This window comes from Rhizobium sp. PDO1-076 (genome assembly GCF_000247475.1).
Lineage (GTDB): Bacteria > Pseudomonadota > Alphaproteobacteria > Rhizobiales > Rhizobiaceae > Allorhizobium.
Genome location: NZ_AHZC01000011.1, coordinates 1 through 24,328 on the forward strand (window position 1 = coordinate 1; position 24,328 = coordinate 24,328).

Consider the following 24,328-nt stretch of genomic DNA (forward strand, 5'->3'; position numbering starts at 1 on the left):
CTCGGAAAGGGTTCGGCGATGTGGGCCGAAAGTCGGGCGCTTTTCCCGGTGCGGGTCATGGTGTGCCAATGATCGCGCACGCGACCGGTATTGAGGATTAGCGGGAAATCGAGGCTGGTGCGTACCGGCAGTTTTGCCGGCGTTGCAATGAAGCGTGCGCGGCGATCCGCATGGTAGAAATGGCCGTCGGCGAAGAAGCGCGTGTCGCCAGATGGCTTGCCGACCTGCTGCGGCCATTGGAAGGGGCGCAAGCTGTCATAGTCGTCTTCATCGATCGCGGCGTAGGCACCAATGTCGAAGTCACGTTCGTCATCATTCTCGAAGGCCGACAAGGCTGCATGTTCGGCAAAGATTTCGCTCGGCGAGGTGTAGTCGAATGCCTTGTCGAAGCCCATGCGCCTGCCGACTTCGGCAAGCTGCCACCAGTCGGGTCGTGCTTCGCCGGGTGCAGTGAGAAAAGGGCGCTGGCGCGATATGCGGCGTTCGGAATTGGTGACCGTGCCGGATTTCTCACCCCAGCCGGTCGCCGGCAAAAGAACGTCTGCCAGACGGGCAGTGTCGGTGTCCTTGAGGATATCCGAGACGACGACGAAGGGGCAGGCTTCGATGGCCGCCTTGACGCGGTCGGCATCGGGCATGGAGACGACCGGATTGGTGGACATGATCCACAGCGCCTTGATGCGGCCATCGGCGACGGCATCGAACATGTCGACAGCCTTGAGGCCGGCCTTGTCGACGATGACCGGCGATTGCCAGAAGCGCTGAACCCTTTCGCGATGGTCTGGGTTTTCGATCGCCATATGCGCAGCCAGCATGTTGGCGAGACCGCCGACCTCGCGGCCGCCCATGGCATTCGGCTGGCCGGTGAGCGAGAAAGGTCCCATGCCGGGACGGCCGATGCGACCTGTCGAGAGATGGCAATTGATGATCGCATTGACCTTGTCGGAGCCGACGGATGACTGATTGACGCCCTGGCTGTAGCAGGTGACGGTTTTTTCCGTCGTCTGGAACAGGTGAAAGAACTGGCGGATCTGCATGGCCGGCAGGCCGGTTGCCTCGATCAGGTCGGCCATGGACATATCCGCTTCGGCAAAAGCCTCGGCGAAGCCGTGGGTATGGGCGGCGATATAGCTCTGGTCGATCGCATTGTGCTGGACGAGATGGGCGAGCAGTCCGTTGAACAGCGCAACATCGCCATCCGGGCGAACCGAAAGGTGGAGATCGGCGATATCGGATGTCGCCGTGCGGCGCGGATCGATGACGACGACCTTGAGCGCGGGGCGAGCCGCCTTGGCTGCCGCCAGCCGTTGATAGAGGACCGGATGGCACCAGCCCATGTTGGAGCCGACCAGCACGACGAGATCGGCCAGCTCCAGGTCTTCATAGGTGCCAGGGACTGTATCGGCACCGAATGCGCGGCGATGTCCGGCAACCGACGAGGCCATGCAGAGGCGGGAATTGGTGTCGATATTGGCGGAGCCGATGAAGCCCTTCATCAGCTTGTTGGCGACATAATAGTCCTCGGTCAGCAATTGACCGGAGACATAGAAGGCGACCGAGTCCGGGCCATGCTCCGCGATCGTCTGGCGGAAAGTCTGCGCCACTATGTTGAGAGCCGTGTTCCAGCTGGTTCTCTTACTCATGATCTCGGGATGGAGGGCACGGCCGTCGAGGTCGAGCGTCTCGGCAAGGGCCGAGCCCTTGGAACAGAGCCGGCCGAAATTGGCCGGATGCTCCGGATCACCTTTGACGCTGACCTCGCCATTGTCGTCGACCCTGGCGATGACGCCGCAGCCGACGCCGCAATAGGGGCAAGTGGTTTTGACTTCAGTGGACATGCGTGTCTCCGCTAGTGGTTGCCGGCACCCCATTCGGGGTGCCGGCGCGGCAGGACGATTACTCGGCGGCGATCAGCGCCCGTTCGAGCGACATCGACAGTTGGCCATCGATGTTGCGCAGGGGAATGGTGCGCACGGCACCTTCGTCAGCGCCCATCGCCCGGCCGCTTTCCAGCGAGATCACCCAGTTGTGCAGGGGGCAGGTAACGGCCTTGCCGTGGACGATGCCCTGGCTGAGCGGCCCGCCCTTGTGCGGGCAGTGGTCCTCGATGGCAAAGACCTCGTTGTCGGCGGTGCGAAAGACGGCGATCTTGCCTTGCGGGGTCTTCACGCAGCGTGCGCCGCGCAACGGGATATCGTCGATATGGCCGATGTCGATCCAGTTCTGGTCCATGATCTTACTCCGCTGCCTGGCTGTAGCCGATGGTCGCCATCGGCTTGAACTCGTGCTTGTCCTTGCCGGAGACGCGCTCCGACCAGGGGTCCATCTGGGCGAAGGACTGGCTGAAGACGAAGCGCTCGTAATAGCCCTTGCGCTTTTCCTCGTTGGTCATGATTTGGCGGCGGATTTCATCCAGCCCGATGCGCTTGGCCCATTTGTAGATGCGCTCGAGATAGCGGGCCTGCTCGCGGTACATCTGGGTCAGGGCGACGATGTACTCGAGGGCTTCGTTCTCTGTCTTCACCAGGCCGAGCACTTCGGTGCCCTTGATGTCGAGGCCGGCGGCGCCGGCGAAATGGATATCGAAGCCACTGTCCACACAGATCACGCCGATATCCTTGCAGGTGGCTTCGGCGCAGTTGCGCGGACAGCCCGAGACGGCCAGCTTGAGTTTGGCCGGCGTCCACGAGCCCCACATGAATTTTTCGATGCGGATGCCGAGGCCGGTCGAGTCCTGCGTGCCGAAGCGGCACCAGTCGGAGCCGACGCAGGTCTTCACCGTGCGAAGGCCCTTGGCATAGGCCTGTCCGGAGACGAAACCTGCCTTGCCGAGATCGGACCAGACCGCGGGCAGGTCTTCCTTCTCGATGCCGAGAAGATCGATGCGCTGGCCACCGGTGACCTTCACCAGCGGGATCTCGAACTTGTCGACAACATCGGCGATGGCGCGCAGTTCGGCTGCATTGGTGACGCCGCCCCACATGCGCGGCACGACCGAATAGGTGCCGTCCTTCTGGATGTTGGCATGCACGCGTTCATTGATGTAACGCGACTGATAGTCGTCGGCATATTCGTCCGGCCAGTCGCAGACGAGGTAGTAGTTGAGCGCCGGGCGGCATTTGGCGCAGCCGCATGAGGTCTTCCACTCCAGTTCCTGCATGACAGCCGGAATGGTCTTCAGGCCCTTGGCCTTGATCAGGCGGCGGACGTCGTCATGGCCGAGTTCGGTGCAGGTGCACATCGGCGTGACCGCGGCCGGGTTGTAGCTGTCGCCCAAAGTGAGGGTCATAAGCTGTTCGACAAGGCCCGTGCAGGAGCCGCAGGAGGCGGATGCCTTGGTATGGGCGCGCACGTCATCCAGCGAGGTCAGGCCCTTGGACGAGATCGTGGATGTGATCTTGCCCTTGCAGACGCCGTTGCAGCCGCAGATTTCTGCATCATCCGGCAAGGCTGCAACGGCCGCCATAGGGTCCAGCGGGGTGCCCCCCTGGTAGGACTGGCCGAATATCAGGGTTTCGCGCATCTGCGAGATGTCGGTTCCGCGTTTCATCAGGTCGAAGAACCAGGAACCATCTCCCGTTTCGCCATAGAGCACGGCGCCGAGGATCTTGTTGTCCTTCAGCACGAGGCGCTTGTAGATGCCGGCAGAGGCATCGCGGAGCACGATTTCCTCACGGTCCGGCGCTTCGGCGAAGTCGCCGGCTGAGAACAGATTGATGCCGGTGACCTTGAGCTTCGTGTTGACGACGGAGCCATGATATTCGGCCGAACCACCGGTCAGCCGATCGGCGAGAACCCGGGCGGCCTCGTAGAGTGGCGCGACGAGGCCATAGCAGGTGCCGCGGTGTTCGGCGCATTCGCCGAGCGCAAAGACATTGGGGTCCGAGGTCATCATGCCGTCGTCGACGACGATGCCGCGATTGACGGCGATGCCGGCGTCCTTGGCAAGGCTCGAGGCCGGGCGGATGCCGACGGCCATGATCACCATGTCGCCGGCGATGACGCGCCCATCTTCCAGCTCGATGCCCTCGACCTTGTCGGTTCCGAGGATCTGCTTGGTATTGGCCTTGGTGATGATGTCGATACCGCGTTCGGTCAGCGCCTTTTCCAGCAGATAGGCGGCGGCCGGATCGAGCTGACGCTCCATGATCGTCGGCATCAGGTGGATGACCGTGACGTCCATGCCTTGGCGCTTCAGGCCATAGGCCGCTTCCAAGCCGAGCAGGCCGGCGCCGATGACGATGGCGCGGCCCTTGCCTGCGGCGATCTTCAGCATGTTGTCGACGTCATCGAGATCGCGGTAGGCCAGAACCCCAGGCAGCTGGTGGCCGGGAACGGGAATGATGAAGGGCAGCGAACCGGTGGCGATGACGAGCTTGTCATAGGAAGCGGTGATGCCGTTGGCCGAGGTCACTGTCTTGGCATGGCGATCGACCTCCGTGACCTTGGCGCCCTTGTGCAGGGTCACGCCATTGGCCGCATACCAGCCGTCATTGTGGATGACGATGTCTTCGTAGGCCTTTTCGCCGGAGAGGACCGGCGAGAGCATGATGCGGTCATAGTTGACGCGCGGCTCGGCGTTGAAGATCGTGACATCGTAAAGGCCGGGTGCCTTTTCGAACAGTTCTTCCAGCATGCGGCCGGGGGCCATGCCATTGCCGATGATGACGAGTTTTTCAGCCATTGATTTCACTCCGCGGCTTCGACGAAGCGGTGGCGTTCGTAGAGGAACTTCAACACGGCTTCGCGGGATTTGAGGTAGGTGCGGTCGGCAGCGAGCGCGATGCGGTCGCGCGGACGCGGGATCGGGACTTCGAGCACTTCGCCGATGCGCGCGGCCGGGCCGTTGGTCATCATGACGATGCGGTCGGAGAGCAGCACGGCTTCATCGACGTCATGGGTGATCATGATCATCGTGTTGCCGAGGCGGGCGTGGATCTCCATCACCGCATCCTGCAGATGGGCGCGGGTGAGCGCGTCCAGCGCGCCGAAGGGCTCATCGAGCAGCAGGATCTTCGGCTCCATGGCAAGCGCCCGGGCAATGCCGACACGCTGCTTCATGCCGCCGGAGATTTCCGCCGGGCGCTTGTCCTTGGCGTGACCCATCTGGACGAGATCCAGATTGCGCATCACCCATTCATGCTTTTCCGCTTTTGTCTTGCGGCCGGCAAAGACCTTGGAGACGGCGAGGTTGACGTTTTCATAGACGGTCAGCCAGGGCAGGAGCGAATGGTTCTGGAAAACGACGGCGCGTTCCGGGCCCGGTGCATTGACCTCGACGTTTTCGAGCAGGACGGCCCCCGCAGAAACCCGTGTCAGCCCGGCGATCAGGTTGAGCAGGGTGGACTTGCCGCAGCCGGAATGGCCGATGATCGAGACGAATTCACCCTTGTCGATGGTCAGGCTGACGTCTTTCAGGACTTCCGTCTTTGTGCCGGCACGTTCGAAGTTCTTGTCGATATGGTCGATCTTGAGATAGGCGCTCATGGGTATCGTCTCCTCAGTTCTTCGCGGTGCCGCGGGTGATGACACTGCCGAGCAGTCCGACGAGCTTGTCGAGGACGAAACCGGTCACGCCAATATAGGCGAGCGCCACGATGATGTCGGAGAGACGCGAGGAGTTCCAGGCATCCCAGATGAAGAAGCCGATGCCGACCCCGCCGGTGAGCATTTCGGCGGCCACGATCGCGAGCCAGGAGAGGCCGATGCCGATGCGAAGGCCGGTGAAGATGTAAGGGGCCGCCGCCGGCACCATGATGCGGATGAAGAATTCCAGCGGGTTGAGGCGCAGGACGCGGGCGATGTTGCGGTAGTCGTCCGGAATGTTGCGCACGCCGACCGCGGTGTTGATGATCACTGGCCAGATCGAGGTGATGAAGATGACGAAGATCGCGGACGGATTGGAATTCTGGAAGGCGGCCAGTGACAGCGGCAGCCAGGCGAGCGGCGGTACCGTGCGCAGGATCTGGAAGATCGGATCGAGACCGCGCATGGCCCAGACCGACTGGCCGACGACGGCGCCGAGGAAGACGCCGACGACGGCGGCAAGGCCAAAGCCGATCGCGACACGCTGCAGCGAGATGAGAACACGCCAGGCAAGGCCGATATCCTGCGAGCCATAATCAAAGAACGGAAAGGCAATCAGGTCGTAGCTGTCGATCCAGACCTGCGACGGTGGCGGCAGGGTGGCGCCAGGATGCGAGCAGGCGATCTGCCAGATGGCCAGCAGCGCGATCAGCACCACGAGCGGCGGCAATACATTGCGACAGATGGCCGCCAGCGCCGGCTGGATGTTAAGCTTGCGGGCCGGGCGCTGCGCCATCACGACGACTGTCGCACTTTTGTCAGACGACACTTGGGACACCGCTTTCGGTGTCGCCGTCTGGTCTGCCTTGCGGGCTGTTGCGGTCATGGTGTGATCCTGTTTCGAGTGGTGTTCGTTGCGGTGGAGCGTAGCCCCTCATCCCCCCTGCCGGGACCTTCTCCCCGTGAACGGGGAGAAGGGGATTTTGGCGAGGCCTTGGCTCCATCTCCCCTCGCCCCGCTTGCGGGGAGAGGGTGGCGGCAGCCGGGTGAGGGGCAGGCCCTTTACGCGCCGGCCTTGATCGACAGGCTGTCGAGATAGGCCTGCGGGTTTTCCGGATCGAAGACCTTGCCGTCGAAGAAGGTTTCGACGCCGCGGGAGCTCGATGCCGGGATATCGGCGGCAGCAACGCCCAGATCCTTGGCGGCTTCGCGCCAGATGTCTTCGCGGTTGACCTTGTCGACCAGCGCCTTGATGTCGGTGTCGGCTGCGAACTTGCCCCAGCGGACGTTCTCGGTCAGGAACCAGGCGTCGTGGCTCTTGAAGGGATAGGACGCGTGGTCCTTCCAGAACTTCATTTCGAGCCCGGTGTTTTCGACGAGGCGGCCGTTGCCGTAGTTGATCGTGCCTTTCAGGCGGCCAGCAACATCCTTCGGCGGCACGTTGAACCACTGGCGCTTGCCGAGGATCGCCGACATCTCTTCCTTGTTGTCCATGCTGTCGGCCCAGATCTGAGCTTCCATGACGGCCATCATCAGGGCCTTCGCGGCATTCGGGTTCTTCTCGATCCATTCGGTGCGCAGACCGAGCGCCTTTTCCGGATGGCCCTTCCACAGCTCGCCGGTGGTGCAGGCGGTAAAGCCGATGCCCTGGTTGACGAGCTGCTCGTTCCAAGGCTCGCCGACACAGAAGGCGTCCATATTGCCGACCTTCATGTTGGCGACCATCTGCGGCGGCGGCACGACGATGGTGGAGACATCCTTGTCCGGGTCGATGCCGCCGGCGGCCAGCCAGTAGCGGATCCAGAGATCATGCGTGCCACCGGGGAAGGTCATGGCGACCTTGATCTCGTTGCCGGCAGCCTTCTTGGCGGCGAAGGCTTCCTTGAGCTTGGAGGCGTCGAGCTGGACGCCGGTTGCGGCATATTCCTGGGCAACCGAAATGCCCTGGCTGTCGAGATTGAGCCGGGCGACGATCGACATCGGCACCGGCACATTGTTCTGCGTCACCTTGCCGGTTTCCATCAGGTAGGGCATCGGGGTGAGGATATGCGCGCCGTCTATGCCGTTGGCCTCGCCGCCGAGCACCAGATTGTCGCGGGTGGCCCCCCAGGAAGCCTGCTTGAGCACTTCAACATCGGCCATGCCGTGCTTCGCGAACAAGCCTTTTTCCTTGGCGATGATCAGCGGTGCGGCATCGGTGAGCGCGATGTAGCCGAGCTTCAGCCCGGTGACTTCAGGGCCGGCGGAAGCCGCGAAGGCGCCGGATGGGAAGGCGGAGCGCACCGCGCTGACCAATGCGGCCGCGGCGGTGGTCTTGAGGATATTGCGACGGCTGATGCCCGTTCCTGTAGTCTTCGTCATTGTGCGTGTCCCTCTGGTGGTGACGGAGATCCGGAAAAACAAAAAAAAGCCGCCCGGTTTTTGCGTTCACGGGAAAGGAGGATTCCCGGAATGCAAGACCAAGCGACTTCGATGTCTCTGGTGAGCGCTATGTGCACTCTTGTATATCCGATCGCCGTTGACCGGATTGTTTTTAACGAAGCAAGCAGCGTGCCAGTTTCGTGTTCGGTGACTTTAGTCGTTGTTTCTTATTGCGAAAATCTAATTTTGCGTTGCTGCGAATCGACACCTGCATTGCCTTGCGGGTGCGTAAAACTTGTGCGAATGCCCGCATTGCACAAATTTCGACGCCGCAGCATTGGGCAGTGCAATATTAAAAGTCGTGCGATGTCGAGGTTTGATGATGCCGGCTGCCGACCGGAAAAGCCCCGACATAGGCATCGATATCGGCAGGGTCGAAGACCATTGCATCCATGAAGCGATCGCCCTCCGTGGTGCCCTCGATGCGGATGTCGCCATCATCGGGCGCCGCGGCATCGCCCAGGGCCTGGCGGTAGATGTCCGGCCGGAAAGCGCTGGCGGCTTGCTGCGATCCCTTTTCGCTGAAGCCGACCTGCCCCCAGCGGATCATCTGGCTGTAGATCCACAGCGCCTGGCTCGGGCGCGGATAGTTGGCATTCTGGCGGTGAAAGACGAAATAATCCAGCAGCAACCGCTGATTGCCCTTTGCGTCGAGGCTGAATTCGCCGGCCAGAACGCGGCGAATGATGCTGACTTCGGTCGCGATGTAGCGGGTGTCGGCCAGCATTTCCGCCAGATGGTCATGGTTTTCGGGGGTGTCGCACCATCTGGCTGCGGCGTCGAGGGCGACGATCAGGCGTGAGACGGTGTCGCTGTTGGTTGCTGCCCAATCGGGGCGTATGCCGACCACTTTTTCAGGGGCCGATGGCCATATGTCCTGCTTGGCCGCAACGATCCGCCCGACGCCGCGCTCGGAGGCAACCATGTTCCATGGCGCGCCGACACAGAAGCCGTCTATGGCGCCAGCTGCCAACGCATCCGATGTCAGCGGTGGCGGCACGACAACGAGCTTTACATCCCGGTCCGGGTCTATGCCGCCGGCTGCCAGCCAGTAGCGGAACTCGTAGTTGTGCGAGGAGAATGGATAGGTCATGCCCAAGGTCGGCGGCTGTTCGCCACGAATGCGCATGTCGGCGAGCACGGAAGCCAGCGCCCTGGCATTGTCGAGCGCGGACGCGTCCTCGCCGATACCGGTCAGGGACTGCATGCGTTCGAAGAGCCTCAGCGACAGTGTGATCGCATTGCCGCCGCGACCGAGCGAAAATGGAGTGATTGTCGGTGACGGGTTGGATCCGAGGCCAAGCATCGAGGCGACAGGCATCGGTGAAAGCATATGGGCAATGTCGAACTGGCGAAAGGCGAGGCGATCGCGGACATTGGCCCAAGAGACGTCGCGCACAAGATCGAGGGTCAGCCCTTCGCGCTCGGCGAAACCGCATTCGGCAGCGGCGACCAGAACCGAGGCGTCCATCAGTGGGATGAAGCCGGCGCGCAGAACGCGCTGCTGCTTGCCGGGACCGAGACCCGGCGCGGCCAGTCCGCCGCTATCGTTTCGCCTGCTCGTCATGTCATGCACTCCGGTTCCTCCGGCGTCCTCTCGGGCGATCCGTCAAAGTAGCAGCCCTGCTGCGGTGACCACGCTCTGGGCGATGTCGGCCAGTTTCTTCTTTTCGTTCATCGCGGTTTGACGCAGCAGCGCGAAGGCTTCTTCCTCGCTCAAGCCACGCATTTTCATCAGAATGCCCTTGGCGCGCTCGATGATTTTCCGCTCTTCCAGGGCACTGCGGGCTTCCGCCAGTTCGCGCTGCAAGCGGCTGAAGGCGTTGAAGCGGCTGACGGCCATGTCGAGGATGGGTTTGACGCGCTCTTTCTTCAGGCCATCGACGATATAGGCCGAGACGCCTGCATCGACGGCGGCCTCGATCGAGGTGGTGTCCGACCGGTCTACGAACATTGCAATCGGACGCGCAACTGTGCGGGTCAGCTGGAACAAATGCTCCATCATGTCGCGGTTGGGGTTCTCGATATCGATGATGATGACGTCGGGCGCCAGTGTCTCGACGATGCGGGCAATGCCGTTGACCTCATGGACGACCGTGACATGCGTGTGGCCCGCTTCGCGCAATCCTTCATCGATGATCGCCGCCCGCACGGCGTTCTCATCGATCACAAGAATGGTGAGGTCGGTATTGCTCATGGCGCATTGATGGAGCAGTGCAGCATGTTTGACAAGCTGCACTGCACAAAAGAAATGCAAAAATCCGGATGGATAAAATTTAGACGGAGGTGCGTCCGCCGTTGGCCCGCTCGCGCCAGATTGCAGCATAGGTCTTCAGCTTTTCGATCGTGCCGGTAACGGGATGCATGGGCACCTTGAGCTGAAGGCCGGTCAAAAGGGCGGCGCCAATGGCGGTACCGGTGGTGGCTTCCGACGCGAAGACCGGACGGCCCGTCAGGCTGTGCAATGCTTCCAGATAGAGGTCGTTTGACGCAAAGGGTCCCTCGACGATGAGCGGACTGTCGGCACCGATCAGTTCCAGACAGGTGACCGTCATAAGCGCTTCGTAGAGGCTTGCGACGACGCGACGCTCGGCTGGATCTGTCGGCTCGAGGATCCATTCTGCCTTGCGGTCCGGATACGGCCCGGTCTTTTCAACGACGCTCGGGAGAAGCATGATGTGCTTGTCCAGCACCGAATTCAGGGCATTTGCCATTTTGCCCGGCGCTGCTTTCGGCAGATCCCTTGTCAGCATGTCCCATTCGCGTCCACCCATGAAGCGCGCCGTGGGAACCGGGCTGCCATAGGCATCGACGTTGACGAGGTTGTCGCGGTTCGGGTCGAGGTGGTCCGGCTTGGCTCCAACGCCAAAGCTGATGACCCATGTGCCGGTTGAAATAACAGAGCAGGGCGAGCCGAAACCGAGCAAGTGAGGCAGGAGCGAGGCGTTGGAATCGTGGATGCCGCAATAGACGGGTACCGCCTTTGGCAGGCCGAGGCGCTCGGCCAGTTCCGGCTGGATATCGCCGAGCGCATCGAAGGCGGACCGGACCGGAGCAAGCTGCTTGCGGACGCCAAGGCGATCGACGAGGCTGGAATAGCTGGCCGTGAAGGGTTGCCAGAGATCGGTGTGGCAGCCGAGAGATGTTCCTTCGTTGGCGGCGATGCCGGTCAACCGGTAGGCCCAGTATTGCGGGTAGGTGAGGATGGTCGCGACGCGGGTGAAAGCGTTGGGAAATGCCGTCTGCAGATAGTGCAACTGGGCCCCGACATTCAGCCCGCCGGCAAGTTTCGGCGAATAGGTCTCGGCGAAAGCCGGTCGCAGGGTCTCGTAGGCGGACTGGATGTCCTGCGGGTAGAGATGTTCGTAGTCGAGCACCGGCAGGGCAAGGTCGCCATTTTCATCCAGCAAGGCGGCACTGGCGCCGTGAGTGGTGATCGAGAGCGCATCAAAACCCGGCACCCTGGCGAAGTCCGCCAAGGTCTCAAGGATGAATTGCCAGAGCGCTTCAATGTCGAAATGGGGATAAGGCGGGCCTGCAAGAACTGAGTTGGCGGTCTTGCGGACAGCAATTTCCTTGCCGGTCTCTGCATCGACGACAACCAGCTTCGCATTGGTCTTGCCGATATCGATGACGGCGACACGTCTATATTTCGGCAGGGTGGCAGGCTTCATCATGGCAGATGAAACACCGTGACCAGATCCTTGGCAATGGGCGAATTGTCGGGATTGGAGGCCATGATGTCGGCCATGTGTGCCCACCAGCGCTTCATCACCGGATGATCGGGCAGCGCTGCCATTTTATGGTTTTTCGGGCGGGTCAGTACACCGAACAGGATGTTGGTCTCGGGATCGAGATGGATCGAATAGTCGCTGACGCCCGCGTCATGCAGGAGATCGACGAGTTCGGGCCAGATCTCGTCATGGCGCTTCCTGTATTCGGCTTCCATGCCAGGGTTCAGCTTCATCTTGAACGCATGTTTCTCAAGCTGGGCCATCAGGCTTTCCTCGCATGCTTGATCCGACGGGCGATGATCGGCAGGGCGATGGTGATGATCAGCAACAGGCCGATAAAGATCGACATGACGATGCCGGGGACGTTGAGCAGGCCGAGGCCGAAGGTGACGAGGCCCATGACGAAAGCGGCAATGACGACGCCGATGATGGTGCCGGCACCCCCGAGAATGGAGACGCCGCCGAGCACCACCATGGTGACCACTTCCAGTTCCCAGCCTTGCGCAATCGATGGACGGGTGGAGCCAAGACGGGAGGTCAGGCAGACGGCGGCGATGCCGCTCATCAGGCCGGTCAGAAGGAAAAGGATGAATTTCACCCGTTCCACCGGGATGCCGGAGAAGCGGGCGGCGAGCGGGTTGTTGCCGATGACATAGACATGGCGGCCGAAATTCGTCTTGTGCAGCAGGATGGCGAATGCAAGCGCCACCGCGAGGAACAGGATGAATTCGAAAGAGAAGACCCAGAACACGTAACCTTGGCCGAAATAGGCAAAATCGGCCGGATATTTGCCGAAGGCCTGGTCGCCGAGCACGATGTAGGAAATGCCGCGGAACAGGCTCATCGTGCCGATGGTGACGACGATCGAGGGCAGGCGGAGGGCAGCGACCAGAAAGCCGTTGAAAGCGCCGCAGGCGAGCCCCGTGGTGATGCCGATGGCGACGAGACCCGGCGTGCCGACGCCCATCTGCACGGCGTAGCCCATGGCGGTCGAGGCCAATGCGATGATGGCGGCGACAGAGAGATCGATTTCACCGGCAATGATCAGCAGCGCCATGGCAAAGGCGATCATTGCCTTTTCGGTGAAGTTGAAGGTCGCATCCGACAAGTTCCAGGCATCGAGAAAGTAGGGCGAGGCGAGAGAATTTGCGATGAAGATCAGAACGGCGACACAGAAGAGCAGGACTTCCCAACTGGCCAGCATACGGCGGAAGGGCGTTCCGAGCCGGTCTGGGATGATGCGCTTTTCGCGAGCTTCGATAGGGGTGGTGCTCATGCCGTCACCTCGGTCTTGGCGGCGCGATCGCGCAGGATGATACGGCCCTTCTTGCGCTCGGCGCGGGCATTGAAGACGACGGCAAGGACGATGACGATGCCGGAAATGGCCATCTGGGCGAAAGGCGAGATACCGATGACCGGAAGCGCGTTCTTGATGACGCCAAGGAAGAGGGCGCCGAGCACCGTGCCGATGACGGTGCCGATGCCGCCGGCGATCGAGATGCCGCCGATGACGTTTGCCGCGACGCTGTCCAGTTCGAAACCGCCGGCGATATCGACATAGGCGACGGCGTAGCGCGAGACCCAGAGATAGCCGGAGAGACCAGCGAGCGCGCCCGACAGGACGAAGGCGAGGAAGCGGGCGCGGCCGACGTCGATGCCGGCATAGATCGCAGCAACCGGATTGCCACCGGCGGCATAGGTGGAGCGGCCGAAGCTGGTGCGGGTCAGAATGAACGAGACGAGAATGACAATGGCAATCGCGACCCAGGACAGGATCGGCAGACCGAGAACCACCGTGCGCGGGAACCCGAGAAAGTCCGGCTGCATCTGGTGGGCGTTGACCCAGGCACCGCCCGACAGGACGAAGGTCATGCCGCGGTAGATGGTCAAGGTGCCGAGCGTCACGACGATCGGCGGGATCTGCAGAGCCCAGACGAGAAAGCCGTTGATGGCGCCCAGCATGGCGCCGATGCCGATCGCCACAACGATGAGCAGCGCAAGCGGCAGGCCGGGATATGCTGCGTCGAGCATGGCAACCGCCATACCGGTGAAGGCAAGGTTTGCTGCCACTGACAGGTCGATCGACTTGGTCAGGATGACCACCATCTGGCCGAGCGCCAGGATGATCAGGATCGAGGTATCGTTGAAGATATTGGCAAGGTTGCCGGGACTGGCGAAATTGTCGGCGCGGGTCGAGAAGCCGAGGATCATCCCGACGATGATCAGGCCCAGCAGCAGTTCGCGGTTTTTCAGCAGATTTTGCATGATGCTATCCTTACGCATTGCCTGTCGCCGCACGCACCAGCGTCTCTGCGGACAGTCCCTCGCGTTCATAGATGCCGGCGGACTGACCTTCGCGCATGACCATGACGCGGTCGGACATGCCGAGGATTTCGGGCAGTTCGGACGAAATCATGATGATTGACAGGCCTTCGCCGGCGAGTTCGGAAATGAAGCCATGGACCGCGGCCTTGGAGCCGATGTCGATGCCCTTGGTCGGTTCGTCGAGAATGATGACCTTGGGTGCGGTCGCTAGCCACTTGCCGATGACGACCTTTTGCTGGTTGCCGCCCGACAGCGTGCCGACCGGCACGGACAGGGCTGCGGCGCGCAGATCCAGCCTCTCTGCATAGCGGCGTGCGAGCTTCAATTCATTGGCCGCCTTCAGGAAACCCGAAACCGAGGTGCGGACCAGCGAGGGCAGCGATATGTTCTGGTAGATCGGCATTTCGAGGGCCAGACCATGGCGGCCGCGCTCTTCCGGTACATAGACGATGCCGGCGGCGATCGCATCGGCCGGCGAATTGATGATGATCGGGCTGCCCTCCAACGACAGGGTGCCTGAAGCGGGACGGGTGATGCCAAAGAGCGATTGACACAGTTCGGAGCGGCCGGCGCCAATCAGGCCGTAGACGCCGAGGATCTCGCCCTTTCTTAGTTCGAAGGAGATGTTGCGGAATTCGGTTTCATGGCTGTAGCCCTGGACGGAGAGCACGGATGCACCGATGACGGCAGGCGTCTTCGGGAAAACGTCATGCACATCGCGCCCGACCATCAGGCGGACGATCTCGTCTTGTGGGGTTGTCTTCAGCACACCGGTTCCGACCATGCGACCGTCGCGGAAGACGGCGTAGTTGTCGGCGATCTCGTAGAGTTCGTCGAACTTGTGGCTGATGAAGAGGATTGCCTTGCCCTGGCGCTTCAGGCCTTCGACGATGCGGAAGAGATCGTCGATTTCCTTGCGGGAAAGGGCGGCCGTCGGCTCGTCCATGATGACGATGCGCGCTTCGACGGAAAGAGCACGGGCGATCGCGACCAGATGGCGCTGGGCGATGGAGAAATCCTTGAGCTTGGTCGTCGGATCGATGTCGCTTTCGAGCGCCTGCATCAGGGTGCGGGAGCGTTCGTTGATCTGGCGCCAGTCGATCAGGCCGAGGCGGGTTTTCGGCGCGTGGCCGAGGAAGATGTTTTCGCCGACGGTCAATTCGTCGAACAGGACGGTTTCCTGGTGGATGGCGGTCACGCCGGCGTCGATTGCATCCTGGGCATTGGCAAAGGCGGTCGGCTTGCCGTCGATCAGGATTTCGCCTTCATTGGGACGATAGATGCCGGTGAGGATCTTGACCAGCGTCGACTTGCCGGCACCGTTCTCGCCGATCAGTGCCGTGACCTTGCCGGGATAAAGCGCGATGTTGACACCATCCAGCGCTTTGACGCCGGGAAAGATCTGCGAGATACCGCACATCTCCAGAATGGGCGTGTCGGCAGGCTCGGCATTCGTGCCGATTTTTGAAGCTTGAACGGTCATCATTCCGTGCACCAGAAAATGGGGAAAGTCCCGGCGGCTAGGACCGCCGGGTGGTCAGTTTTGTCTCGATCAGAAGATCTTCGAGAATTCGTCGATGTTCGACGCGTCGTAGACGAAGGGATCGGCCATGGCGGCTTCGCCATTGTCGCCGATCTTGATCTTGCCCATGCGGCCCGCTTCCACTTCAGAACCGGGAGCGCCGTCCGTTTCACCCTTGACCAGGCGATAGGCGATCTGGGTTGCCGAGTAGCCGAGGTCGATCGGGTTCCAGATGGCGAATTCCTTGGTCGCGCCGGACTTGATGGCGCCGGCCATTTCGGATGGCAGGCCGAGGCCGGTCACATAGACCTGGCCGATCTTGCCGGCATCCTTGACTGCCTGCGAGGCGGCGAGAACACCAACCGTTGTCGGAGCAACGATGACCTTGACGCTCGGCTGCGAGGTCAGGAGGCCCTGGGCTTCGCGGTAGCTCTTGTCGGCCAAGTCGTCGCCATAGACGGTGGTGACGAGGTTGAGGCCGTTGAAGTCCTTCAGCTGCTTCTTCATTTCCTCGATCCAGATATTCTGGTTGGTCGAGGTCGTGGTGGCGGACAGGATGGCGAAGTCGCCCTTGCCGCCTTCAAGATGGTTCGCGGCGAGCTGCAGGCACATCTTGCCGATCAGTTCGTTGGACGACGGGTTCAGGTGCATGATGCGGCCTTCGGCGGCAACACCGCTGTCCCACGAAATAACCTTGATGCCGCGCTGGGTGGCCTTCTTGAGGGCCGGGACGACAGCGTCCGGATCGTTGGCGGAAATCGCAATCGCGTCGACGCCCTGGGCAATCAGAGAATTGATGACTTCGATCTGGCCTTCAGCCGTGGTCGAGGTCGGGCCGGTATAGATGATCTCGACGCCGCCGAGCTCCTTGGCGGCTTCCTCTGCGCCCCTGTTGGCGGCTTCGAAGAAGCCGTTGCCGAGCGACTTGACGACCAGTGCGATCTTCATGTCGGCGGCCTGTACGGCCGAGCCCATGGAGGCGATGGCAAATACCACGCCCGCCAGCAATGTCTTAGACAGTTTCATATTTTTCCTCCCAGGTTGATGAACTGCTGAACTCCCCCGCGTCAGCCAGATAAAGGTCAGGCGACTGACGTGGTATCCTCCTTTTCCGATGAAGCCGCCGGCCTCACCGTAATCAGCTTGATGCCGGCGTCGGTGACCATATTGGCCGCCTCGTCGGAAATTCTGTCGTCGGTAATGATGGTCGAAACCTTGTCGAGCGGGCACAGAATGAGGCTGGACCGCTTGGCGAACTTGCTCGAGTCGACCATGACGATCAGCTCTTCCGCCTGGCGAACCAGTTTCTGCTCGCTCTGGATGACCAGGGCATCGGATTCCATCACGCCGAGGGCGTTGATGCCTTGCGCGCCAATGAAGATGCGTCGGGCGTAGAAATTGCGGATCGCGTCATTTTCGAAAGGCGACAGGATAAGGCTCTGGTCGCGATAGATCGCGCCGCCGGGCACCGACACGTTGCATTTCGAATGTTTGACCAGATGTTCGGCAATGGCGAAGGAATTGGTCATCACCTGCAGGCGGCGGGCCGACATGAAGTGCACCATCTGGAATGTTGTGGTGCCGCCATTGATGATGATCGAATCGCCTTCCTCGCACAAATCGACGGCGGCGCGCGCAATTGCGCGTTTCTTGTCGATGTTGACCGATTCGGAAACCCGGAAGGGGCGCGCGGCCAGATTTCCCAGCTGTGGCGGGTGCACGGCCTCGGCGCCCCCGCGGACACGACGAAGCTTTCCCTGCACATGCAGAGAGGCGATGTCCCGGCGGATTGTGGCTTCGGATGCCTCGGTCAATTCAGCGATATCCTGCACGGTGACAACCGGCTTTTCCTGGATCGCGCTGAGTATGATGCGGTGGCGTTCGCGTTCGTGCATGGGGTTCCTCCTAATCCTGATTTATTCGTATTGTTTTTATCCTGTCAATCAGAAACGATCAAAAAAGATAATATTGCAGCGCACAATGAAAAGAGATGAGCGAAATTGATTGACAATCGACGATTCGATGCGCGATACCGTTCGGCAAGAAGGAGATGGGTCCGTGCATTTCGGCCCATGAACAACTACCTGGGAGGATGTCATGACGGGCCAAACCCGCCTTCTCGATAATCGTTGGGATGATGCCTATGCTGCCAAGCTCGATGAGCCGGGCAAGCTGCTTTATCGTTCGAACCTGCTCGGTGCGGACAAGCGCATCACCAACTACGGCGGTGGCAATACCTCGGCCAAGGTGATGGAAACCGATCCGCTGACCGGTGAAAAGGTCAAGGTTCTCTGGGTCAAGGGCTCGGGGGGCGACGTCGGGACGATCAAGCTCGATGGCTTCTCCACCCTCTACCAAGACAAGCTCGAAGCCTTGAAGGGAATCTACAAGGGCGTGCATGACGAAGATCGCATGGTCGGCTTCCTGCCCCATTGCACCTTCAACCTGAACCCGCGCGCGGCATCGATCGACACGCCTTTGCACGGTTTCGTGCCGTTCACGCATGTCGACCACATGCATCCGGACGCGATCATTGCGGTCGCGGCCTCCAAGAATTCCAAGGAACTGACGCAAGCCATCTTCGGTGCCGATATCGGTTGGCTGCCTTGGCGCCGTCCGGGCTTCCAGCTCGGTCTCGATCTCGAAGCCTTCGTCAAGGCGAACCCGAATGCCAAGGGTGTGGTGCTTGAAAGCCACGGTCTCTTCACCTGGGCGAATGACGCCAAGGATTGCTACCTGCTGACGCTCGAAATCATCAACAAGGCGATCGAGTGGTTTGCCAAGGAAACCGAAGGCAAGACCATCTTCGGCGGCGCCATTTCTAAGAGCCTGCCGGTTGCCGAGCGTCGCGCCATCGCGGCCAGGCTGATGCCGGAAATTCGCGGCCGGATCGGCAAGGCGGAGCGCAAGCTCGGCCATTTCGACGATCAGGACGCCGTGCTCGAATTCGTCAACTCCAAGCAGTTGCAGCCGCTCGGTGCGCTCGGCACGTCTTGCCCCGACCATTTCCTGCGCACCAAGATCCGTCCGCTGATCGTCGATTTCGATCCGGCCAAGCCGGATGTCGATGCCGTTCTTGCCGGTCTCGACAAGGCGCTTGAGGACTACCGCGCCGACTACACGCGCTATTATGAAGCCTGCAAGCACGACAACTCGCCGAAGATCCGCGATCCCAATCCGGTAATCTTCCTGGTGCCGGGCGTCGGCATGCTGTCCTTTGCCAAGGACAAGGCAACGGCCCGCATCGCCGGCGAGTTCTATGTGAATGCGATCAACGTGATGAAGGGTGCCTCAACGGTTTCCGAATATCAGGGGCTGCCGGAACAGGAAGCCTTCGACATCGAATACTGGCTGCTGGAAGAAGCGAAACTCCAGCGCATGCCGAAGCCGAAGAGCCTGGCTGGCAAAGTCGCCTTCGTCACCGGCGGTGCCGGCGGCATCGGCCGCGCTACGGCCGAACGGCTGGTCTCGGAAGGCGCCTGCGTGGTCTTGGCCGATATCGATGCCAAGGCGCTTGCGGATACGACGGCAGACTTTACCAAGCGTCACGGCGGCGATGCTGTGCGTTCGGTGCCGCTCGACGTGACCCAGGAAGATGCGGTTCTGCAGTCCTTCCTCGAAGCTTCGGTCGAATTCGGCGGCGTCGACATTCTGGTCTCGAATGCCGGTATCGCGTCCTCGGCTCCGGTCGAAGATACGACGCTTGCGATGTGGAACAAGAATATCGACATTCTCGCGACCGGCTATTTCCTCGTTTCGCGCGAAGCCTTCCGCCTGTTCCGCCGTCAGGGGCTGGGCGGCAACGTCGTCTTCGTCGCTTCGAAGAACGGTCTTGCTTCGTCACCCAATGCTTCGGCCTATTGCACGGCCAAAGCTGCGGAAATCCATCTTGCGCGGTGCCTGGCACTGGAAGGTGCAGATGCCGGCATCCGCGTCAACACAGTCAACCCGGATGCCGTCTTGCGCGGTTCGAAGATCTGGAACGGCGAATGGCGCGAGCAGCGTGCGGCGTCCTCGAAGATCGAGGTGGACGATCTCGAGGAGCACTACCGCAAGCGCTCGATGTTGAAGCTCAACGTGTTCCCGGAAGACATTGCCGAGGCGATCTACTTCCTGGCGTCCGACCTTTCAGCCAAGTCGACCGGCAACATCATTAATGTCGATGCCGGCAACGCCCAGAGCTTTACCCGATAAGCTATCCTCCTGGGTCCCGCGGCGGCGCAAATGCCGCTGCGGGACTGACCTTACTTTCTGAGAATAACCCAGATTGCATGGATTATACCCGGCACATAGCCGCAGAGTGTCAGCAGGATATTCAGCCAGAATTGAAGGCCGATACCGACCTGGAGGAAAACGCCGACAGGCGGCAGGATAATGGCAAGCAGAATGCGTAGAACGTCCATGATGACTCCGGTTCTCTGGATTGGTTCAGTTAAACGCGGATGGAACAAAATCGTTCGCGTGAGGAGGAGGAAATAATGACGGACAGCAAGATTTCGGGCGATTTCATCGCCGAAGACAATGACAAGCGCGCAGCTGCGCTCAAATCCGATTACGCGGCGCTCGGCGAGAAGCTGGCGCGTAGCAATATTGACATCAACGCGGTTACCGCCAAGGTCGCCGAATTCTTCGTCGCCGTTCCGTCCTGGGGTGTGGGTACCGGGGGCACCCGATTTGCCCGCTTTCCGGGCCTTGGCGAACCGCGCCATATCTTCGACAAGCTCGATGACTGCTCTGTCATCAACGAACTGACCCGCGCGACACCGACGGTTTCGCTGCATATACCGTGGGACAAGACCGATCCTAAGGAGTTGAAGGCCAAGGGCGACCAGCTCGGTCTCGGCTTCGACGCGATGAACTCGAATACATTCTCCGACGCGCCGGATCAGGCGAATTCCTACAAATACGGCTCGCTCAGCCATGTGGATGCGGCGACCCGCGCGCAGGCCGTCGAACATAACATCGAATGCATCGAGATCGGCAATGCGATCGGCTCGAAGGCGCTGACCGTGTGGGTTGGTGATGGCTCGAACTTCCCCGGACAGACGAATTTCACCAGGAGCTTCGAGCGCTATCTCGCGGCCATGGCGGATATCTACAAGGCGTTGCCGGATGACTGGCGGCTGTTTTCCGAGCACAAGATGTACGAGCCCGCTTTCTATTCGACGGTCGTGCAGGACTGGGGCACGAGCTATCTGATCGCCCAGACGCTTGGCCCGAAGGCGCAATGCCTCGTCGACCTCGGGCATCATGCGCCCAATACCAATATCGAAATGATCGTTGCCCGACTGATCCAGTTCGGCAAGCTCGGTGGTTTCCACTTCAACGATTCCAAGTATGGCGACGACGATCTCGATGCCGGTTCTGTCGAGCCTTACCGCCTGTTCCTGGTGTTCAACGAGCTGGTCGACGCCGAGTATCGCGGCGTAAAGGGCTTCCATCCGGCTCATATGATCGACCAGAGCCACAATGTGACCGATCCGATCGAAAGCCTGATCTCGAGTGCCAATGAAATCCGTCGCGCCTATGCGCAGGCGCTTCTGGTCGATCGTGCAGCACTTGAAGGTTACCAGAACGGCAATGACGCGCTGATGGCGACGGAAACATTGAAGCGTGCCTACCGCACCGATGTCGAAGCGATCCTGGCCGAAGCCCGTCGTCGCACCGGTGGGGCTATCGATCCGATCGCATCCTATCGCGCCAGCGGTTACCGGGCAAAGGTCGCGGCCGAACGTCCGGCAGTGAAGGGCGGTTCGGGCGGCATCGTCTGAGCGGTCCCATTCGATGGCGCAAATGAAAACGCCCGGACCGCAAGGTCCGGGCGTCTCTCTTTGGGTGCTTCTCCCGACGCTATTTTGAGCGTTCTGTTATTCTTCGCGCTGGCCGGTCAGGCTCAGCAGCATCTGGAACAAGTTGACGAAGTTCAGATAAAGCGACAGCGCGCCGAAGACGGCCAGCTTCTGCTGGCTCTCCTGGTCGACGTTCTCGGCATACTGTTCCTTGATGTTCTGCGTGTCGTAGGCAGTCAGGCCGACGAAGACCACAACACCGATGACCGAGACTGCGAACTGCAGGGCGCTCGAGCCGAGGAAGATGTTGACGACCGAGGCGATCACAATACCGATCAGGCCCATCATCAGGAACGAACCCATCTTCGCCAGATCACGCTTGGTCGTGTAGCCATAGAGGCTGGTCGCGCCGAACATGGTGGCGGTGATGAAGAAGGTGCGTGCGATCGATGCGCCGGTGAAGACCAGGAACACCGATGCCAGCGAGAGGCCCATCACTGCGCAGAAGGCCCAGAAAGCCATCTGTGCGCTCGAAGCCGACATGGTCTGGATGCGGAACGAGAAGAAGAAGACGAAGGCAAGCGGCGCAAGCATCACGACCCATTTCAATGGGGACGAGAAGATCGGCACATAGAGGGCGGGCGTCGAGCCGACGAAGTAGGCGACCAGGCCGGTGATGGCCAGGCCAAGCCCCATATAGTTGTAGACGCGCAGCATGTGCTGGCGCAGGCCCTCGTCGAAAAGGGCAGCGGACTGTGCCTGGCTACCGTAGCCGAAGCGGTTCTGGATAGGATCCATCGTCAAGTACCTCCTTGGTGAGTTCAGTAAACGTGCGTTCAATAAAGGGTGCGTGCGAGTTTGCGGGCCTTGTCGGCCAGCGCATCCGCGTTTCGGGTTTCGGAGATCAGCGCGTAGGCGACTTCGCCAATCTGCCAATAGGCTGCCTGCGTTTCACCTTCCTGCTGCAGCAAGACCTGCTGGACGGCGAAGGTGCCTGGGCGAACGGCAAAAAGAGACAGACGCTCGCCCTTGCCGGCCTCGACTTCGAGCTCGACGCTCGGCCCATAGGTCGAGGGGAAAACCTGCGCGTTCCGGATCGACCAGTGCGCCGGCATCTCCGGCATCACGATCGCGGTTGCCGAACGGATGTCCGCCGGGTCGAAGGCATCTACCTCTGACTGCGACGGCATCTGTTGGCGCAGTTCCGCGGTCTGGTGGGCGCGCATGGCTTCCTCGACAAATGCCGGCGGCGGTACGGACGCGACGACCTCTCCGACACCCAGCGGAGCGATCCAGCCGTGGGCGGCCCAGCCCGCGCCGACGAACAGCGTTATCATCGCGGCACGACGAAACAGGTCGAAGGTCCGGCGACGGCTGAACGCTCTTTCAAGCGTTCGTGCGGCATCGCGGGTTTCGATCTTGCTGACGCTCGGCAGGCCGGCAAGCGACAGCCGAAGTTCGTCGCGCACGCGCAGGTCAGCCATCACCTGGGCGGCTACTTCAGGGCGCTCCGACAGATAGGCTTCCACCTCGATGCGGCGACCGACATCGAGCTGATCGTCGACATAGGCGTGCAGGTCGGCTTCGATTACGGGATCATTGCTGGTCATCGGGGGTGCCTCCAACGATGCGTAGGTGGGTCACCTGAGCGGTCCCTTCCTTGTCTTCAATTGCGCGAAGGCGGGCTCTCGCCCGCGAGATGCGCGACATCAGCGTTCCGACCGGAATGCCGAGCACATTTGCGGCTTCCTGATAGGACAGTTCTTCCATGGCCACGAGATGCAGCGCTTCGCGCTGGTCTTCCGGCAGAGCCAGAAACGCATTTCGAACCTGTTTAAGCCGAACGGAATGTTCCTGGTCGGCCGGTATCGACTGCGGCACCAGGTCCAGCGTAGCCGCATCGCGTCTCACAGTGGCGCGCTTGTAGCGCAAGCGGTCGATATGCGTGTTGTGCAGGACCGAAAGCAGCCAGTTGCGGATATTGGCGCCGGTGCGGAAGGTCGATTGCTTTTCAAGCGCGCGCACCAGCGTGTCGTGCACCAGATCTTCGGCTTCATCCGGATCACGCGCCAGGGATCGTGCATAGCGTCGCAAGGCTGCGAGCTGTCCAATCACGTTGAAAGGGTGCGTTCCGGGTTTCATGCCTCAGTATACGAACCCCGGGAGATGTTTATTCCCCGATGATCAAAAATATTTTGGCCCGCTCGATTATGCGCCGATTGCCCAACCAAGGCTGCGCAGTGCGCCATAGATCAGGCCGCCGGAGGTTGCCAGCGCAATGATGCCAAGCGCAACTCCGAGCATGGCCACCAAGCCATCCCGCTCCATCAGCCCGAGGGCGATCATGACCAGGGCGGCAACCGGCAGGAAGTTGCCGAACGGAATGGGCAGGGCGACGGCAATGGCCAGCAGGAAAACCGGAATGCCCAGCAGCGCTTGTGCCGTGCGGCCGGCAAAATGGCGCATGCGGTTGCGGCGCAGGAGCGTTTCAACGCGCAGGACCAGCGGGCTGGTATAGCGGACCATCAGGCTTATCACCTTTGCCGATATGCGTCGTCGACCAAGAAACGCGGGCAGCCATATGCGCTGGAAGCCGGCCATGACCTGCACGGAAATGATGGCGAGACAGGTGCCAAAGACCATGCCGAAGGGACCGGGTATCGGGGTCAGCGCGGGCAGGGACAAGATCAGAATGGCGAAGGCGATGCTGGTCCGGCCCATGGCTGCCAGCAATTCGTCAAGGCTGACCGAACCTGCGGTATCCGCATGGCTCACCAGCATCGCCAATCGCAAAGAAGCGACGCCGGGCTTGCGGTCATTGTTCGGTGACATGTCAGGGTCGCTCATCTCATTTCCTGCTCGTTTCGCGGGGGGACATGTAGGATCGGCTGGCGTCAACACAAGGCGGGGCAGGTCGGTTGCTGTTGCGCCGTGGAGACGGTCGCCGCTTCGCATGTCGCCGGAACGCATGTCAGGCCAGTGGAACCCTTGAGGAACTCTTTGGCGGTCGC

The 24,328-nt window shown here is 61.0% G+C and carries 22 protein-coding genes; 2 read left to right on the forward strand and 20 right to left on the reverse strand.

The genetic code is table 11. The annotated features are described in order from the left end of the window. The 15 genes from PDO_RS00780 to PDO_RS00850 form a co-directional block, all read right to left on the reverse strand. On the reverse strand, positions 1–1,838 hold a 1,838-nt coding region (locus tag PDO_RS00780), incomplete at its 3' end, for a molybdopterin-dependent oxidoreductase (protein ID WP_007596599.1). Positions 1,839–1,896: 58 nt separating this feature from the next. Further along, entirely contained in the window at positions 1,897–2,232 is a 336-nt protein-coding gene (gene nirD, locus PDO_RS00785) for a nitrite reductase small subunit NirD (protein ID WP_007596602.1), read from the reverse strand. Between the two features lie 4 nt (positions 2,233–2,236). Beyond that, the gene (gene nirB, locus PDO_RS00790; protein WP_007596604.1) at positions 2,237–4,684 is read right to left on the reverse strand and encodes a nitrite reductase large subunit NirB; all 2,448 of its coding nucleotides are present in this window, start codon (positions 4,682–4,684) and stop codon (positions 2,237–2,239) included. A 5-nt stretch (positions 4,685–4,689) separates the two neighbouring features. Next, on the reverse strand, positions 4,690–5,487 hold the full coding sequence (locus tag PDO_RS00795) for an ABC transporter ATP-binding protein (RefSeq protein ID WP_007596607.1): 798 nt from the start codon (positions 5,485–5,487) through the stop codon (positions 4,690–4,692). Positions 5,488–5,500: 13 nt separating this feature from the next. Beyond that, a complete protein-coding gene (gene ntrB / locus PDO_RS00800; protein ID WP_007596609.1) occupies positions 5,501–6,412 on the reverse strand; it encodes a nitrate ABC transporter permease in 912 nt (303 codons plus the stop codon). A 176-nt stretch (positions 6,413–6,588) separates the two neighbouring features. Further along, positions 6,589–7,887, reverse strand: coding sequence for a CmpA/NrtA family ABC transporter substrate-binding protein (locus tag PDO_RS00805; RefSeq protein WP_007596611.1), 1,299 nt, complete (start codon positions 7,885–7,887; stop codon positions 6,589–6,591). 352 nt (positions 7,888–8,239) lie between these two features. Next, positions 8,240–9,514, reverse strand: coding sequence for a CmpA/NrtA family ABC transporter substrate-binding protein (locus tag PDO_RS00810; RefSeq protein WP_007596613.1), 1,275 nt, complete (start codon positions 9,512–9,514; stop codon positions 8,240–8,242). A gap of 42 nt (positions 9,515–9,556) precedes the next feature. After that, positions 9,557–10,144, reverse strand: a complete 588-nt coding sequence (locus PDO_RS00815; RefSeq protein ID WP_007596615.1) for an ANTAR domain-containing response regulator — start codon at positions 10,142–10,144, stop codon at positions 9,557–9,559. 79 nt (positions 10,145–10,223) lie between these two features. Continuing rightward, on the reverse strand, positions 10,224–11,624 hold the full coding sequence (locus PDO_RS00820; protein WP_007596617.1) for an FGGY-family carbohydrate kinase: 1,401 nt from the start codon (positions 11,622–11,624) through the stop codon (positions 10,224–10,226). Next, complete coding sequence (gene rhaM / locus PDO_RS00825; RefSeq protein WP_007596619.1) at positions 11,621–11,944, reverse strand: L-rhamnose mutarotase; 324 nt, start codon at positions 11,942–11,944, stop codon at positions 11,621–11,623. The genes PDO_RS00820 and rhaM overlap by 4 nt, the downstream gene beginning before the upstream one ends. Next, positions 11,944–12,957, reverse strand: coding sequence for an ABC transporter permease (locus tag PDO_RS00830; protein WP_007596622.1), 1,014 nt, complete (start codon positions 12,955–12,957; stop codon positions 11,944–11,946). The genes rhaM and PDO_RS00830 overlap by 1 nt, the downstream gene beginning before the upstream one ends. Then, entirely contained in the window at positions 12,954–13,946 is a 993-nt protein-coding gene (locus PDO_RS00835) for an ABC transporter permease (protein ID WP_007596623.1), read from the reverse strand. The genes PDO_RS00830 and PDO_RS00835 overlap by 4 nt, the downstream gene beginning before the upstream one ends. Before the next feature lie 10 nt (positions 13,947–13,956). Beyond that, complete coding sequence (locus PDO_RS00840; RefSeq protein ID WP_007596626.1) at positions 13,957–15,492, reverse strand: sugar ABC transporter ATP-binding protein; 1,536 nt, start codon at positions 15,490–15,492, stop codon at positions 13,957–13,959. Positions 15,493–15,558: 66 nt separating this feature from the next. Then, on the reverse strand, positions 15,559–16,554 hold the full coding sequence (gene rhaS, locus PDO_RS00845; protein WP_007596628.1) for a rhamnose ABC transporter substrate-binding protein: 996 nt from the start codon (positions 16,552–16,554) through the stop codon (positions 15,559–15,561). 56 nt (positions 16,555–16,610) lie between these two features. Continuing rightward, on the reverse strand, positions 16,611–17,423 hold the full coding sequence (locus PDO_RS00850) for a DeoR/GlpR family DNA-binding transcription regulator (RefSeq protein WP_007596630.1): 813 nt from the start codon (positions 17,421–17,423) through the stop codon (positions 16,611–16,613). 202 nt (positions 17,424–17,625) lie between these two features. On the opposite strand from PDO_RS00850, the gene PDO_RS00855 reads away from it, so the two are divergent. Continuing rightward, positions 17,626–19,722: a bifunctional rhamnulose-1-phosphate aldolase/short-chain dehydrogenase gene (locus PDO_RS00855; RefSeq protein WP_007596631.1), complete on the forward strand. Its 2,097-nt coding sequence runs from the start codon at positions 17,626–17,628 to the stop codon at positions 19,720–19,722. 50 nt (positions 19,723–19,772) lie between these two features. On the opposite strand, the gene PDO_RS26865 is transcribed toward PDO_RS00855, so the two are convergent. Beyond that, positions 19,773–19,931 carry a YqaE/Pmp3 family membrane protein gene (locus PDO_RS26865; RefSeq protein ID WP_037072161.1) on the reverse strand — a complete coding sequence of 53 codons (159 nt, stop codon included), beginning with the start codon at positions 19,929–19,931 and terminating at the stop codon, positions 19,773–19,775. Between the two features lie 75 nt (positions 19,932–20,006). Between PDO_RS26865 and rhaI the strand changes: the two genes are divergently transcribed. Further along, positions 20,007–21,299, forward strand: coding sequence for an L-rhamnose catabolism isomerase (gene rhaI / locus PDO_RS00865; protein WP_007596633.1), 1,293 nt, complete (start codon positions 20,007–20,009; stop codon positions 21,297–21,299). A gap of 96 nt (positions 21,300–21,395) precedes the next feature. On the opposite strand, the gene PDO_RS00870 is transcribed toward rhaI, so the two are convergent. The 4 genes from PDO_RS00870 to PDO_RS00885 all read right to left on the reverse strand — a co-directional run bounded on the left by PDO_RS00870 (position 21,396) and on the right by PDO_RS00885 (position 24,164). Further along, a complete protein-coding gene (locus tag PDO_RS00870; RefSeq protein WP_007596635.1) occupies positions 21,396–22,115 on the reverse strand; it encodes a Bax inhibitor-1/YccA family protein in 720 nt (239 codons plus the stop codon). Positions 22,116–22,153: 38 nt separating this feature from the next. Continuing rightward, positions 22,154–22,927, reverse strand: coding sequence for an anti-sigma factor family protein (locus PDO_RS00875; RefSeq protein WP_007596637.1), 774 nt, complete (start codon positions 22,925–22,927; stop codon positions 22,154–22,156). Next, positions 22,914–23,459 carry a sigma-70 family RNA polymerase sigma factor gene (locus tag PDO_RS00880; protein WP_007596639.1) on the reverse strand — a complete coding sequence of 182 codons (546 nt, stop codon included), beginning with the start codon at positions 23,457–23,459 and terminating at the stop codon, positions 22,914–22,916. Before PDO_RS00880 ends, PDO_RS00875 begins: the two co-directional genes overlap by 14 nt. 66 nt (positions 23,460–23,525) lie before the next feature. After that, a complete protein-coding gene (locus PDO_RS00885) occupies positions 23,526–24,164 on the reverse strand; it encodes an exopolysaccharide biosynthesis protein (RefSeq protein WP_007596641.1) in 639 nt (212 codons plus the stop codon). Between the last annotated feature and the right edge of the window lie 164 nt (positions 24,165–24,328).

What these genes read in the sequence shown, in the direction of transcription:
- nirD (WP_007596602.1), bottom strand. Translation starts at nt 2,232, where the DNA reads ATGGACCAGAACTGGATCGACATCGGCCATATCGACGATATCCCGTTG.
- nirB (WP_007596604.1), bottom strand. Translation starts at nt 4,684, where the DNA reads ATGGCTGAAAAACTCGTCATCATCGGCAATGGCATGGCCCCCGGCCGC.
- PDO_RS00795 (WP_007596607.1), bottom strand. Translation starts at nt 5,487, where the DNA reads ATGAGCGCCTATCTCAAGATCGACCATATCGACAAGAACTTCGAACGT.
- ntrB (WP_007596609.1), bottom strand. Translation starts at nt 6,412, where the DNA reads ATGACCGCAACAGCCCGCAAGGCAGACCAGACGGCGACACCGAAAGCG.
- PDO_RS00805 (WP_007596611.1), bottom strand. Translation starts at nt 7,887, where the DNA reads ATGACGAAGACTACAGGAACGGGCATCAGCCGTCGCAATATCCTCAAG.
- PDO_RS00810 (WP_007596613.1), bottom strand. Translation starts at nt 9,514, where the DNA reads ATGACGAGCAGGCGAAACGATAGCGGCGGACTGGCCGCGCCGGGTCTC.
- PDO_RS00815 (WP_007596615.1), bottom strand. Translation starts at nt 10,144, where the DNA reads ATGAGCAATACCGACCTCACCATTCTTGTGATCGATGAGAACGCCGTG.
- PDO_RS00820 (WP_007596617.1), bottom strand. Translation starts at nt 11,624, where the DNA reads ATGATGAAGCCTGCCACCCTGCCGAAATATAGACGTGTCGCCGTCATC.
- rhaM (WP_007596619.1), bottom strand. Translation starts at nt 11,944, where the DNA reads ATGGCCCAGCTTGAGAAACATGCGTTCAAGATGAAGCTGAACCCTGGC.
- PDO_RS00830 (WP_007596622.1), bottom strand. Translation starts at nt 12,957, where the DNA reads ATGAGCACCACCCCTATCGAAGCTCGCGAAAAGCGCATCATCCCAGAC.
- PDO_RS00835 (WP_007596623.1), bottom strand. Translation starts at nt 13,946, where the DNA reads ATGCAAAATCTGCTGAAAAACCGCGAACTGCTGCTGGGCCTGATCATC.
- PDO_RS00840 (WP_007596626.1), bottom strand. Translation starts at nt 15,492, where the DNA reads ATGATGACCGTTCAAGCTTCAAAAATCGGCACGAATGCCGAGCCTGCC.
- rhaS (WP_007596628.1), bottom strand. Translation starts at nt 16,554, where the DNA reads ATGAAACTGTCTAAGACATTGCTGGCGGGCGTGGTATTTGCCATCGCC.
- PDO_RS00850 (WP_007596630.1), bottom strand. Translation starts at nt 17,423, where the DNA reads ATGCACGAACGCGAACGCCACCGCATCATACTCAGCGCGATCCAGGAA.
- PDO_RS00855 (WP_007596631.1), top strand. Translation starts at nt 17,626, where the DNA reads ATGACGGGCCAAACCCGCCTTCTCGATAATCGTTGGGATGATGCCTAT.
- PDO_RS26865 (WP_037072161.1), bottom strand. Translation starts at nt 19,931, where the DNA reads ATGGACGTTCTACGCATTCTGCTTGCCATTATCCTGCCGCCTGTCGGC.
- rhaI (WP_007596633.1), top strand. Translation starts at nt 20,007, where the DNA reads ATGACGGACAGCAAGATTTCGGGCGATTTCATCGCCGAAGACAATGAC.
- PDO_RS00870 (WP_007596635.1), bottom strand. Translation starts at nt 22,115, where the DNA reads ATGGATCCTATCCAGAACCGCTTCGGCTACGGTAGCCAGGCACAGTCC.
- PDO_RS00875 (WP_007596637.1), bottom strand. Translation starts at nt 22,927, where the DNA reads ATGACCAGCAATGATCCCGTAATCGAAGCCGACCTGCACGCCTATGTC.
- PDO_RS00880 (WP_007596639.1), bottom strand. Translation starts at nt 23,459, where the DNA reads ATGAAACCCGGAACGCACCCTTTCAACGTGATTGGACAGCTCGCAGCC.
- PDO_RS00885 (WP_007596641.1), bottom strand. Translation starts at nt 24,164, where the DNA reads ATGAGCGACCCTGACATGTCACCGAACAATGACCGCAAGCCCGGCGTC.